The sequence below is a fragment of the Exiguobacterium sp. s133 genome (assembly GCF_018618595.1).
In the GTDB taxonomy this organism is placed as follows: Bacteria; Bacillota; Bacilli; order Exiguobacteriales; family Exiguobacteriaceae; genus Exiguobacterium_A; species Exiguobacterium_A oxidotolerans.
In genome coordinates, this window is sequence record NZ_JACSMK010000005.1 from 23,189 (window position 1) to 36,694 (window position 13,506).

At 47.0% G+C, this 13,506-nt stretch carries 13 protein-coding genes; 7 read left to right on the plus strand and 6 right to left on the minus strand.

Features of this window, described 5'->3' with window-relative positions; translation table 11 throughout:
- Positions 1–86: 86 nt before the first annotated feature.
- Positions 87–269, plus strand: a complete 183-nt coding sequence (locus KNP96_RS08510; RefSeq protein WP_029332759.1) for a hypothetical protein — start codon at positions 87–89, stop codon at positions 267–269.
- A gap of 39 nt (positions 270–308) precedes the next feature.
- The gene (locus KNP96_RS08515) at positions 309–1,499 is read left to right on the plus strand and encodes an MFS transporter (RefSeq protein WP_251136129.1); all 1,191 of its coding nucleotides are present in this window, start codon (positions 309–311) and stop codon (positions 1,497–1,499) included.
- Between the two features lie 123 nt (positions 1,500–1,622).
- Here KNP96_RS08515 and KNP96_RS08520 read toward each other — a convergent pair whose 3' ends face one another.
- Together KNP96_RS08520 and KNP96_RS08525 are read right to left on the minus strand one after the other, a co-directional pair.
- Positions 1,623–1,910: a hypothetical protein gene (locus KNP96_RS08520; protein ID WP_029332757.1), complete on the minus strand. Its 288-nt coding sequence runs from the start codon at positions 1,908–1,910 to the stop codon at positions 1,623–1,625.
- Between the two features lie 162 nt (positions 1,911–2,072).
- On the minus strand, positions 2,073–3,002 hold the full coding sequence (locus KNP96_RS08525) for a DMT family transporter (RefSeq protein ID WP_214769992.1): 930 nt from the start codon (positions 3,000–3,002) through the stop codon (positions 2,073–2,075).
- Positions 3,003–3,189: 187 nt separating this feature from the next.
- On the opposite strand from KNP96_RS08525, the gene KNP96_RS08530 reads away from it, so the two are divergent.
- Complete coding sequence (locus tag KNP96_RS08530) at positions 3,190–5,139, plus strand: heavy metal translocating P-type ATPase (protein WP_214769994.1); 1,950 nt, start codon at positions 3,190–3,192, stop codon at positions 5,137–5,139.
- Positions 5,140–5,202: 63 nt separating this feature from the next.
- Here KNP96_RS08530 and KNP96_RS08535 read toward each other — a convergent pair whose 3' ends face one another.
- From KNP96_RS08535 to KNP96_RS08550, 4 genes are all read right to left on the minus strand, one after another.
- On the minus strand, positions 5,203–6,111 hold the full coding sequence (locus KNP96_RS08535; protein ID WP_214769998.1) for a YihY/virulence factor BrkB family protein: 909 nt from the start codon (positions 6,109–6,111) through the stop codon (positions 5,203–5,205).
- Positions 6,112–6,200: 89 nt separating this feature from the next.
- A complete protein-coding gene (locus tag KNP96_RS08540) occupies positions 6,201–6,626 on the minus strand; it encodes an NUDIX hydrolase (protein ID WP_088836413.1) in 426 nt (141 codons plus the stop codon).
- Positions 6,627–6,667: 41 nt separating this feature from the next.
- Positions 6,668–7,579, minus strand: a complete 912-nt coding sequence (locus KNP96_RS08545) for a guanosine-inosine kinase (protein WP_029332752.1) — start codon at positions 7,577–7,579, stop codon at positions 6,668–6,670.
- A gap of 190 nt (positions 7,580–7,769) precedes the next feature.
- Positions 7,770–8,663 carry a 1,4-dihydroxy-2-naphthoate polyprenyltransferase gene (locus tag KNP96_RS08550; RefSeq protein WP_088836412.1) on the minus strand — a complete coding sequence of 298 codons (894 nt, stop codon included), beginning with the start codon at positions 8,661–8,663 and terminating at the stop codon, positions 7,770–7,772.
- A gap of 160 nt (positions 8,664–8,823) precedes the next feature.
- On the opposite strand from KNP96_RS08550, the gene KNP96_RS08555 reads away from it, so the two are divergent.
- The 4 genes from KNP96_RS08555 to menB are packed head-to-tail and all read left to right on the plus strand — an operon-like array spanning position 8,824 to position 13,458.
- A complete protein-coding gene (locus KNP96_RS08555; protein WP_214766632.1) occupies positions 8,824–10,203 on the plus strand; it encodes an isochorismate synthase in 1,380 nt (459 codons plus the stop codon).
- On the plus strand, positions 10,193–11,842 hold the full coding sequence (gene menD, locus KNP96_RS08560; RefSeq protein WP_214770001.1) for a 2-succinyl-5-enolpyruvyl-6-hydroxy-3-cyclohexene-1-carboxylic-acid synthase: 1,650 nt from the start codon (positions 10,193–10,195) through the stop codon (positions 11,840–11,842). Before KNP96_RS08555 ends, menD begins: the two co-directional genes overlap by 11 nt.
- Positions 11,839–12,615 carry a 2-succinyl-6-hydroxy-2,4-cyclohexadiene-1-carboxylate synthase gene (gene menH / locus KNP96_RS08565; protein WP_214770003.1) on the plus strand — a complete coding sequence of 259 codons (777 nt, stop codon included), beginning with the start codon at positions 11,839–11,841 and terminating at the stop codon, positions 12,613–12,615. The genes menD and menH overlap by 4 nt, the downstream gene beginning before the upstream one ends.
- Before the next feature lie 18 nt (positions 12,616–12,633).
- Positions 12,634–13,458, plus strand: coding sequence for a 1,4-dihydroxy-2-naphthoyl-CoA synthase (gene menB / locus KNP96_RS08570; RefSeq protein WP_029332747.1), 825 nt, complete (start codon positions 12,634–12,636; stop codon positions 13,456–13,458).
- The last annotated feature ends 48 nt before the right edge of the window (positions 13,459–13,506 follow it).

The following is a 13,506-nucleotide window of genomic DNA, read 5'->3' on the forward strand; positions in this document are numbered from 1 at the left end:
CAGCCGACAGGTTTTACCTGCTTCCAAACGGGGAAAAGATTGTCACAAAGTTGACACACGTTCTTTCGCTGAAGGGAGTTTTCATAATGGAATGGCTCGTCGGGATTGTCACCATCATCGGGATGTTCAGTATGGTACTCGGAATCATGATGATTGGAATTCGTTCTTCCCACAGCATCGAACATGATGAAGTGTTCGATCAGACGGATTGGGACGAACACCTTCTGCATATGCCACGCCCAACACGTTTTGAACAGACTGAAAAATAGGAACACAAGCGCCCCGCTGTACAATCGTGCAGGCGGGGCGTGTTATGCTTAATTCAAAAAATGAAAGGCAGTTGTTTTGTCGTGTCTCGTCGCTTCGCCCTGATTTTATCGATTGTCTTTATCTCCGGCTTTACGCAAGGATTATTGATTCCTTTGTTGTCTATTTTACTCGAGCGTCAAGGAACACCTGCTTACATAAATGGTCTGAGTGCTGCCGTCCTTTATATCGGTGTTATCGTCGCTGCTCCATTGATGGAAAAACCTTTACGACGTCATGGCTATGTCCCCGTCATCTCTTTCGGTCTATCGTTAGTCGCCGTCGCTGTGTTCGCCTTTCCGTTGTTACCAAGCGTCCTCGCCTGGATGGTATTACGCTTCATCGTCGGGTTTGGCGATCAAACGTTACATTACGGTTCGCAAGTCTGGGTGACATCGATTACCCCCAATGAAAAGTTAGGACGGACGATGTCGCTTTACGGCATGGCATTCGGGCTTGGCTTCGCACTCGGTCCCCTTGCCGCTCCACTTGTCGATTTAATTGACTGGCTTCCGTTCGTCTTAACCGGGACATTGACCGTCATCGTCCTCGTCTTGTTACGTCGCTTGCCGAATGAAAAACCAACCGACATCATGCCGGAAGAATTACAAAGTGCAGCCTCCCGCTATCGTCTCGTCCTCGCGAGTGCCTGGTTTACGTTACTGCCTGGCTTCACATACGGATTTTTGGAAGCGACATTGAATGCAAGTTTCCCCGTTTTCGCGACACGGAACGGGTATGCCTTGTCCGAGACGAGTGCCTTAATCACGACGTTCGTCGTCAGTTCGCTCATCATGCAACTCCCGCTCGGACGGCTAGCTGACCACTTTGGAAAACGGCGGACCTTAATCACTGTACTCTGCATCGGGGCAAGCGCGTTTCTCGCGGCTTGTTTCCTTTTTGAAAGTTACGGTGCCTTGTTCGCCATCTTCGCCTTTAGCGGCATGGCACTTGGCTCGACGTATTCGTTAGGGGTCGCTTACATGACCGAACAATTACCGAGTCATTTATTACCGACCGGCAACCTCCTAGCTGGTATCTCCTTTAGTCTCGGGTCGATTCTTGGACCGATTGCAGGCAGTGTCTTTGTCTTACTTCCTCCTGCTTTTTACTTTAGTTTATTTGTCGGCGTCCTCTTTACACTTGCTTATTTATTATTTCGCTCGACAGCGAAGCCGACACAAATTAAATGAGACCCGTTTTTTAATGTAGAAGAAAGAAGGGAGTGCCGCTCGATGCGACACTCCCTTCTTTCTTTACCGTTTCGTTTTTGTTCAGTCCATCGTAGTTCGTTGACTCCTATACACGAGACGGTATCACTTGACGATTCCAACTTGCCGAAAACGTTGCCAGAGCTTTTCATCGATTGCGTATGGTTGATTTTTCGCTTGCTTCAACTCTTCCGTCTCCAATAATACGATGACCTCTCGACCATTGATCGACCAAACTGAATCGTACCCCTTTTCCGCCTCAATAATTTCCACATCGACCTCGCCATGGGTTTCCTTGAGTTGCTGGCTGACGCACGTTACGACGAACCGAGCGAACTCATCCCGGGGACGGCGATTTGCCATGATCTTTCGAACGATCTCATTACGTTCCACTTTTCTCATCTCCTCTCGTTTTCTAGTCATACTAGCCTTTTTGGCAAGGCCGAATCGGTGTTTTATGACCGTACAGAAAAAGCCGAACAAGTCGGCTTCAGCAACGAACGATTAAGAATGAAACTTTAATTGAGACTATTCTCACACGATTCAGATTCTTCGTCAACCACGCTTTTGAAACCAGACTGGAAGATACGTCGAGACAAGAATCCCTGATACAACAAAAACCAATCCAAGGAGCGCTTGAGGCGGAATCGTCTCGCCGAGAATCAGGGCCGACAGACTGACACCGTAAATCGGAACGAAAAACATGAATAATGAAACACGACTAACAGGATTGTACTTCATTAATAAATTCCAAAGTGTAAACCCTGTCGCCGACAAAAAAGCGAGATAGAACAACATCCAGGCCGTCGTTTGTGTGAAGTGGAACGGGAACCATTGACCATTCAGCACCGCACCTGCGATGAACAGGCCGATCGAACCAATCACCATTGCCCAGCCCGTCATCGGCGCGACCGGATAAACAGCCGAATACTCTTTCGCAATCAAGTTAGCAAATGCCCCTGAGATCATTGCACAAATCAACAAAATCTCACCGACACCGAACGTGACACCCGCCGCCCCTTGTGGCCAGTTTGCTAAAATGACACCCGTGAACCCTAAGAACAACGCTAGTCCTTTAAAACGATTCAAGCGGTCGTCTTCATAACGAAAGTGTGCAAGTAACATCTGAAAGAACGATGTTGAACCGGCAATGATTGAGCCTTGGACACCTGTCGATAATGACAACCCGATGTAGAAGAAGACATATTGTAAAAAGGTCAAAAAGAATCCAAGACGACTATAGGCATACGCTCTCTTTTTCAAAGTAATCGGCTGTTTAAAAATCAGGACGCTGACGATGAGCAATAAAACTCCTGCCAGAAAAAAGCGATAGCTCGCAAACAATAACTGCTCTCCATATTCTGAAGATGTGATTGCTAAAAGTTCATAACTCTTTTTAATGAACGGAAAGGCGCTCCCCCATAAAAGTGTCGTAAACAATGCAAAAACAACCATCCCGACCGGATGGGTTAAGATTTTTTTCATTTTTTTCAGTTTCCTTCCCTGTTTCTTTTCACTGAGGCATGGTATAGTAACTTTACAGATAATAATAATTATAATCTAGCGACAATGAAACTCATTATCATTGACTTAAAAACGTTGGTAATAACCATTCTCATTGTTTTAATATAATGATTTCATTTCTCATTTATAATTTGGAAGGAGCTTTTTTATGACTACCTCTACTACTACCGATACTCATCAGCGTTCCGCAATTCGTCATGCTATCGAGGAGCATCACGAATTGATTTTAGCACTCTTTAGCGGAATATTAATTTTAATTGCTTACGCTTTCGAAAAACTACAAATTCCGGCAACTGTCTACGTCACACTTTACTTATCCGCCTATGTGATCGGAGGCTATGCGAAAGCTAAAGAAGGATTGACAGAAACGTATCAAGAAAGAACATTGAATGTTGAATTGTTGATGATTTTAGCAGCAATCGGTGCAGCAGCCATCGGCTACTGGATGGAAGGTGCGATCCTAATTTTCATCTTCGCGTTATCCGGTGCGCTTGAAACGTATACGATGAACAAAAACGAACGTGCTCTTCAAAGCCTGATGTCACTACAACCAGAAGAAGCAACACGATTGAACGCAGACGGAAAACTTGAAGTCATCGGAATTGAACATCTCTCGGTTGGTGATATCGTCTATGTCCGTCCCGGTGAACGAATTCCCGTAGACGGGACGATCATTCGTGGTCAAGCCGCGATTGAGGAAGCTTCGATTACGGGTGAATCCATTCCTGTCGAAAAACGGACCGGTGACACGGTTTACAACTCAACCGTCAATATGAACGGCGTCTTGACGATTGAGATGACGAAAGCCGCTGATGAATCGTTGTTCCAAAAAATCATCCATATGGTTCAAAATGCGCAAAGTGAACAATCACCTTCTGCTCAGTTCATTGAGCGGTTTGAAAGTCGTTATGTCAAGGTCGTCCTTGTCGTCGTCACATTGATGATGGTTCTCCCACATTATCTTGTCGGTTGGAGCTTTGAAACAAGCATCTATCGTGCCATGATTTTACTCGTTGTTGCGTCACCTTGCGCCCTCGTTGCCTCAATCACACCAGCTGCCCTATCAGCCATTGCAGCTTCTGCCCGGAATGGTGTCCTGTTTAAAGGGGGCGCCCATATTGAGACGTTAGGTCAAGTCAACACGATCGTCTTTGATAAGACAGGTACACTCACGACCGGTAAACCGATTGTGACCGAAAGTCATTATGCAGAGGATGCTAATCAGTTCTTGCTCAAACAAGCCGTCGCCTCGATCGAAGCGCAATCAAATCACCCGCTCGCTCAAGCGATTGTCGATCATCTTCAAATCGAGACGCAAGAACCGTCTGCTTTTAAAGACGTGACAGGATACGGCATTGAAGCGACGGTTTCCGGCGTGACGTATCGGATCGGGAAATATGGTTTCCATGAAGGCTTAAATGACCCGTTTCGCTCGATGGAACAAACATTAAAAGAAAAAGGAAATACAATGGTCTACGTCAGTAACGGCGAATCCATCGTTGCACTCTATGCACTCCGTGATACGATTCGTCCTGAAGCAAAAGCAGCCATCACTTCTCTCAACTCGCTCGGCATCACGACAATCATGCTGACAGGCGACAACCCTGTCACGGCAGCTGCAATTGCAGAAGAAGCCGGTCTTACATCGTTTGTCGCAGAATGTCTACCTGAAGATAAAGTAAACTACATCAAACAATACCAAGCAGATGGACAAACTGTCGCTATGGTTGGTGACGGAATCAATGATGCTCCTGCTCTTGCCCTTGCTCATGTCGGAATCGCGATGGGCGAAGGAACAGATGCTGCATTAGAGACTGCTGATGTAGTCTTGATGAAAAATGACTTAGGTCGTCTCGCTTACGCTGTCAATAAGGCACGGAAAATGAACCGTGTCGTCAAACAAAACATCACGCTCGCAATCGGCGTCATCTTAATCTTGATTGCCTCGAATCTCTCTCAATTTCTCATCATGCCGTTCGCTGTCGTCGGGCATGAAGGATCGACGATTCTCGTCATCCTCAACGGCTTACGTCTTTTACAAAAAGACGCTCCCACACCTGTAGAGATGACTGCCAGCTTAAAAAAAGTCGCAGCTTAATTCAGTGATTCACTAAAAAAGACTCTAAAAACCGAGCAACCGGTTTTTAGAGTCTTTTTTTTATCACCCGAACGTATTCGTCGGAATCGAGTCGAGATCCGCTTGTTCTTTCAGACGTTTTTCTTCCATTTTTTTCGGATCAGCCTTCTTCATGAAACGTTCCCATGAAGCATTTAATTCTGAACCCAGTAAAATAATCAATCCTGTGAAGTAGAGCCATAAGAGAACGATGACGACACTCCCGAGTGAACCGTACGTCTGGTTGTAATTCGAGAAGTTCGATACGTAAAATCCGAATCCAACGGACAGCAATTGCCAAACGATGACACCGAACACGGCACCTGGAATCGCCTCTTTCATCGTAATCGGACGCTTTGGTGCAACACGATAAAAGATGGATAAGATGACAATCAGTAATATTGTCGAGATTGTATACCGAAGGACCGTCAAGAGAACTTTTTGCCCCATATCAATCGGTAAAACGAAATCTGCTAAGTAACTAATGATCGGACCACCGAGGACGTTTAAGATGATTAGCAATAACATCCCAATCCCGAGAACGACCGTCAAGATTAAGGCGATTCCACGCGAAGCAACAAAGCTCCGTGGAGAAAAATCTCCATAGGCGTGATTGGCAGTTGTAATCAAACGATCGACACCTTTAGATGCTGACCAAATCGCTAAAATCGCACCAATCGAGAGCAGACCACCTTGAGGTTCTTTGATTGCTTGGAAGATGACATCCGTGAATGTATTCACTGATCCACCCGGTGCTAAATCGCGAAGTTGCGATTCAAGTGTTTGCTGGTCAATATCGAAAAATGATAATACTGAAATAACAAAAATGATACCTGGGAAAATCGATAAAAACCAATAATAGGCGAGCGTTCCAGCGTAGTCTGTAATGTTATGATCAGACATCCGCTGCTTTAAATTAAGTGCTAACCCTTTTGGGTCACGTGTATGCGCCATCCTCATCATCTCTCCTTAATTAAAAAGAGGCAGTCTAGGACTACCTCATCATCTTCCTATTTATTTCCCTGTTTAGTTCAACTAAAACCTCAAATATCTTCTAGTCGAATATCATAAAATCGTTCTGTCATCTCTGACAATTCCTTGACGAGAGAAGTCGGACGAACCGGTAACTGTTTTAGTTCGCTACGTTTGACCCAAAGCGGGGTATACCCAGATGATGTATCTTCGAACTCTTCTCCAGTCCCTGTACCAAATACTCCACCCGTGATTTTCGCCCAGTAATATGGATTGTCTAAATCGTTAAAACGAACGATTGCTGCTACCCCTTCGAGTTCGACATCGACACCTAATTCCTCATGAGCTTCCCGAATCGCCGTTTGTTCGAGCGTCGCCCCCTCTTCGAGACCACCTCCGGGGAAAACGTAATACGTCACGTCTTGTTTATCCCGGCGAATCAAGGCAACCTCATCTGCTTCATTCAAAATGATGACGGCACTTCGTTGTATTGGCATGGCTATCCTCCCCACATTTACATTAGACATAGTCCGGTTACTTATCGAATCGTCTCTAACATCTCAGGAACTAAGCCGTTTTCTGTAGAAGCGATGACTTCGGCCGCGACTTTCATTCCGAGCGTTAAGGCGTCTTCTGCTTTTTTTGCGTCTGTTAACTCCGACAAAACAGCTGAGAAGAATGAGTCTCCCGCTCCAGTCGAATCGACGACCTTCACTTTTTTTGTTCCGATGTGACCAGATGTCGCACTGCGGCGATCAACATAGACTGCACCAAGCTCGCTCATCGTCACGACTGTGAACGGTGCCCCTTTTTTCGCCAGTTCATTTGCCACATGAAGCGCATCCTGAACCGTCACGATTGATAAATCAGATAAGATTTCTGCTTCTTCGCGGCTGCAGATAAATCCTGTGAATCCTTGCAAAAGGTGACGATTCCGTTCGATGACACTGAGGTGTCCGCACACTCCGAACAACGGCAACTCCATTTTTCGGCAGAGATGAATCAACCGTTCTAAAACGGTCACGGATAAATCTAAATCGATCGCGACTGCATCGACTCCATCTAGGGCGTAGACGGACTGGCGAAGAATCGCTTCTTCTAATAATTTTGCGTCAGGTTGCTTTGAAATCGATGTCTGGAGGTCACCCTCGTTATCCATGACGGCTAACCACATACCCATTCCGTTGTCGTCAAGCATTTCGACGTGATCCACATTTGCACCGTATGATTTTAGTTCTTCCAACACGCCGACACCGATTTGGTCGTTCGTAACCGTCGAGATAAAGCGAACATCATTCCCGAGAACGGCTAAGTTCTGCGCTACATTCCGTCCTGTACCACCATTTGAAAACGTGATGTCTCCAACGTTTTTCGCATCCTTATGCAATGGAGCGAACGAAGTTCCTTTTATGTCGACGAATACTTTTCCGATTACCGCGATTTTATTCATTCCAGTTCCACCTCTAAAAAAAATTCATGATTCCCGAGTATCCACTCGAATATTTCAGGCACATTGCTTCAATTATAGTAAAATTTTAAATCTGTGACAACCAATCCTACTCTTACGAGTAACTCGTGCATGGCAAAAAAATACCCTGCTGCCCGTATTCACGGCAGTAGGATATTTTAAAGGTATTATTTTAGAAGTTAGCGAACGTCAAGCTAATCGCAAGCAACAATCCGAAAATTGTATTTACTTTTCCCGTCTGCGCCATTCCCGGCATCAATTCTTGTGGTTCAAGGTCGTCCCAAAACAGCTTCACGGCCTTGATCATCAATGGAATACTCAGTAAGGCAAGTAACGCGAACCAGGAAACGTTAAACGCAACGACGGCAACGATTAACGAAATGACGGCAGCAACAAAAAAGGCGATCAGGACGTAGACTGCCGCCCGGTGACCGACGAGGCAAGCAATCGTTTTTCTTCCGTTCACTTTATCGTTGTCGAGATCACGAATATTATTCGCTAGCAAGATCGATCCAATCAAAATCGCGACTGGCACTGAAATCGCGACCGCTTCCGTCGGGACATAGCCAATCTGGAGATAAGCCGAAATGGCGATGATGACGTACCCCATGAAGAATCCGGCGACGATTTCCCCGAACGGCGTGTATGCAATCGGGAGCGGTCCCCCGGTATAGATGTAACCGACGAACATCGAAACAAGTCCGACTAAGAGCAGCCACCATGTTGTCTCAAGACAGAGATAAATCCCAAGCAGTGCAGCAATGCCATAGAGTGATAAGGCGAAGGCAAGAATCGTCCCCGGCTTGAATCCGTCCCGGACGATTGAACCACCGATGCCGACCGACTCTTCATTGTCGAGTCCCCGCTTGTAGTCATAGTATTCATTAAATAAGTTCGTTGCGATTTGAATCAACACCGATGCGATCAACATCGCAAAAAATAGATCGAGTCGTAATGACTCGATACGTGGTGCGACGATAGCCGTCCCCACGACGACCGGTACAAAACTCGCTGTTAATGTATGTGGCCGTGTCATTCGCCAATATACGGCGATTGATTTATTCATATAATAAACCCCTTTCCCGTCTAAGTGTATCGGGTTTCGTTTTTTGCTGTCAATGCTCAATGAAAGATAGCTTATTCCTTCTTTTTTTTCAACAAAAAGTTTACACTTAGATTAAGTGAAACGTATCACAGTATCTACAGACTAGGGGGCAATGAGCGGTATGGCTTACGCTCAACAAGAGCTTAAACAACGTATTGAACAGGCCGTTGGTCATGCGAACGCATACCAGCGCTCTATAATCGCTTCTTATTCATGGGAAATCGAAGCGCAAGACGTCAATTCATTGACGTACGGAACAAAAGAACGCTATTACTTTACGACACCCGACCGATCGATGCGTGCCATCGGTTTCGGTATTGCGAAACAGTTAAAAGCGTCAGGACACGACCGATTTTTACGAATTCAATCCAAATGGTCGAATCTCAACCGCGATCATGTGGGTGATGATTTATTTGCGTTTTGCGGTTTTTCGTTCAGCGAACTCAAAAACCCCGATTATCGCTGGTCTTCCTTTGGAGAAGCCTCGATGACAGTTCCAAAGTTTTTATTCTTAGAACGGGATGGACGGACGACCGTTACACTATTCGCGATCGTCGACCCTCAGTCAAACGCTGAAAAAACACTCAATCAACTCGCTTCCGATTACGCCGAGTTACACCAACCAAAAACAAGTCGTTTCGTGACTCGGATCCGAATGACTCGCGACGGGAATGAGGCTTTTGAAGCGTCTTTCCATCAAGCGACACAACTTTTAAAAACATCGTTAAAGAAAATCGTGTTGGCCCGTGAGGTCGTGTACGAAATGGATCAGGCCGTCGACCTTGCCGGACTCGTCCGCGAACTCGAGCAGTCTCAACCGGGAAGTTATGTTTTCTTCTTCCAGCCGACCGTCGACGAGGCGTTCCTCGGAGCTACACCAGAACGACTCGTCTTAAAAGAAGGAAACCAAATTAAAACAGCTGCCGTCGCTGGTTCTGCGCCACGTCACGAAGTCGAACCAACAGATGATGCACTCGGTCTCGAGTTGCTCGAAGATAAAAAAAATCGTGTCGAACACTCAATCGTCGTTGACTCCATCACGAGTACGTTACACGATTTATCGACTCGAATCGAGAAACCGGATCAGCCGATGTTGCTTAAGAACCGCCACATCCAGCACCTGTATACACCGATTACTGCTACGTTGTCACCGGATGTGACGTTGCTGCAGATTATCGAAAAATTACACCCGACGCCTGCTTTAGGTGGCGAACCTAAACTAGAAGCAGTTCAAGCCATCCGTGAGATTGAAACATTCGAACGCGGTTGGTACGGTTCTCCTGTCGGGTGGATGGACGGTCAAGAAAACGGTGAATTCATTGTTGCCATCCGGTCAGGTCTTTTCACTGAACGGTCGGCAATTCTCTATGCCGGTTGCGGACTCGTCGACGGGTCACAACTAACGAGCGAACTAGAAGAGACGGAAACGAAACTTTCACCGATGCTTCAAGCTCTTTCACATCTGTGCACGTTAGAAAAGGATGATGTTTATGTTGACTAAGTGGATGCACACATTAATCGATACGCTCGTCGCTAGCGGGGTACGGGATTTCGTAATCAGTCCCGGCTCTCGCTCCACACCACTCGCGATTGCTGCATTTCTTCACCCGTCTAGCCGTACCCACGTCCTCGTTGACGAACGGTCGGCTAGTTTTTTTGCTTTAGGATTAACACGGACGGAAGAACAGACACGTCCCGTCGCTTTGATTTGTACGAGCGGGACAGCTGCGACGAATTATTTTTCCGCCATCACGGAAGCAAACATTTTTGAACTCCCGTTGATTGTTTTGACCGCTGACCGACCACACGAATTGCGTGGGGTTGGAGCACCACAAGTCATCGATCAAGTCGGTCTTTACGGAAAACAAGTCCGTCATGCATTCGATTTACCTTTACCCGAGGAACAAAGTCTATCGTATGTCGCTCATGTTGCAACGCGGTCCGTCCTGTTGGCGATGACCGAACCGGCCGGACCGGTCCATATCAATGTCCCGCTACGCGAACCGTTGATTCCGGAGCTTGATCCATTGCGGACTGGGCGAACTGTCGGAACACTCCCCCGTTTTGCCGAGCAAATGACGACTGACGAGCTCCTAGCTCTTCTATCTACAAAGCGTCTTTTGATTGTCATCGGACCACAACTTTCGACGGTCGATACAAAAATTATTTTGGATTACGCGAAACACTCGCGAATCCCCGTATTAGCGGATCCCCTGAGTCAAGGACGTCAGTACAAAACAGACACCGTTTTTGCCTTCTATGATACGTGGCTAAAAAATGAGACAGTCAAAACAGTAGCTAAACCCGACCACATCTTACGGTTCGGAGCAATGCCGACATCAAAACCTTACTTACTTTGGTCACATGATATTCCGACGACGGTCGTCGGTCATGCGGCAAATTGGCGTGCTCCGCAACTGCATACGAATCTGTTAGCCGGGCATCCGAGTCAGCTCCTGAGGATGCCCGTGACTGAGCATGATCCTGCTTATCTCAAGACGATCCAAAGAGCTGAAGAAACAGTCGGCACTGTCTTTACGACGCTCGATCAAGACGACCTGACGGAGTATAACGTCGTTCGTGCCTTAAACACCTTGTCGTCAGGCAGCTTATTCGTCTCAAACAGCATGCCGATTCGCGACATCGATACGTTTTTGCCTGCAGGTACACCGCTTCGCCTTCTCGCCAACCGGGGTGCGAATGGAATCGATGGGATTTTATCGAGCGCAGTCGGTGCGACATACGATGCACAGGAACGCTACTTGCTCGTCGGTGACCTCGCCTTTATTCATGACGTCAATGGCTTGATGATGGCACGGACTCGTCCGATTACCATCTTGCTCATCAACAACACCGGGGGCGGAATTTTCAACTTCCTCCCACAACAGCAACAGCTTGAATCCGAGGTCTTCGAACCGTTATTCGGAACAGCCCAGCATCTCGATTTCAGTCATATCGCAGCCGGTTATGGGGTCAAACATCAAGTCGTCACGTCGATTTCCGAACTGAAAACACGGTTAACCGAACCGACGACCGTCACACGAATTCTCGAGATTCGAACAGATCGTGCGACGAACGTCCTGAAGCACCGTACGATTTGGGAACAGACGAATCATGCGCTCACGGAGTGCTTTCAATGAAGTTACGTGACCATGACTACCATCTCGAAATCGAGGGGCAAGGTCCTCCATTGTTGTTACTGCATGGGTTTACCGGCAGCAGCGGGACATGGACGATGCTCAGTGCACGACTTCAGGAAACCTACACCGTCTATCGGATTGACTTGCTTGGTCATGGAAAGACGCCGCCTGCTGCATATCAGCGGATGCGTTTGACGGAACAAGCCAAAGACTTACAAGCGTTACTTGCGACAAGAAATGAACGATGGACCGTGTTAGGCTACTCGATGGGTGGACGGATTGCCTTGATGCTTGCAGCCTGTTCAACGCAAGTCCAAAAGACGATCGCTGTCAGTACGACACCTGGCCTAAAGACAGCACACGAGCGCCGTGCCCGGCGTGCAACAGATCGGCTTTTGCAACAGATGTTGCTTGAAGACGGACTCGAAGCATTCGTCCGGCACTGGGAAGCGTTACCGCTATTCGCAAGCCAGCAGCAATTACCGTCATTTGCGCAGCAACAGATTCGGTCGGAGCGTTTGTCCCAATCAGCAGAGGGGCTAGCCGCTTCACTCGCCGCGCAAGGAACAGGGAACATGCCGTCTTTATGGACCTGTCTTCAAGACGTATCCATTGAATGGATTGTCGGGGAACATGATGAAAAATTTAAAAAAATTGCGCACCAAGCGGCGGATCCAAAAAAAATCCACCAGATTTCGCATGCAACGCATGCCCCACATATCGACCAACCGGAAAAGTTTGTTACAATAGTAGAGAAACTACTCTTAACTTAAGCAAATGGGGGAATTTAGATGAAATATGCTCCAGAATGGGCAGCAGTCCGTAGTTATGAAGACATTAAATACGAAAAATGGAATGGGATCGCTAAAATTACGATCAACCGTCCTGAAGTGCGCAACGCGTTCCGTCCACACACGGTCCATGAATTAATCGATGCGTTCTCACGTGCGCGTGACGACCAAAACGTCGGTGTCATCATCTTGACAGGTGAAGGCGATCTCGCTTTCTGTTCAGGTGGAGACCAAAAAGTTCGCGGACATGGTGGTTACGTCGGTGAAGATGAAATCCCACGCTTGAACGTCCTTGACCTTCAACGTTTGATTCGTGTTATCCCGAAACCGGTCATCGCGATGGTCGCTGGTTATGCAATTGGTGGCGGACACGTCTTACACTTAGTCTGTGACTTAACGATTGCTGCTGATAATGCGAAGTTTGGACAAACCGGTCCTAAAGTTGGATCATTTGATGCAGGGTATGGTTCTGGTTACTTGGCTCGTGTCGTCGGCCATAAAAAAGCGCGTGAAATTTGGTTCCTCTGCCGTCAGTACGGTGCTCAAGAAGCACTCGACATGGGACTCATCAACACGGTCGTTCCACTTGCTGATCTGGAGCAAGAAACAATCCAATGGTGTTCTGAGATTCTTCAACATTCACCAACAGCTCTTCGTTTCTTAAAAGGAGCGCTCAATGCAGACTCTGATGGTCTTGCTGGAATTCAGCAACTTGCTGGAGATGCAACATTACTCTACTACACAACAGACGAAGCAAAAGAAGGACGCGATGCGTTCAAAGAAAAACGTGATCCTGACTTCGGTCAATTCCCACGTTTCCCATAATACGAAAAAAGGTTCAATGTCGTGAGACGTTTGAACCTTTTTCGTATC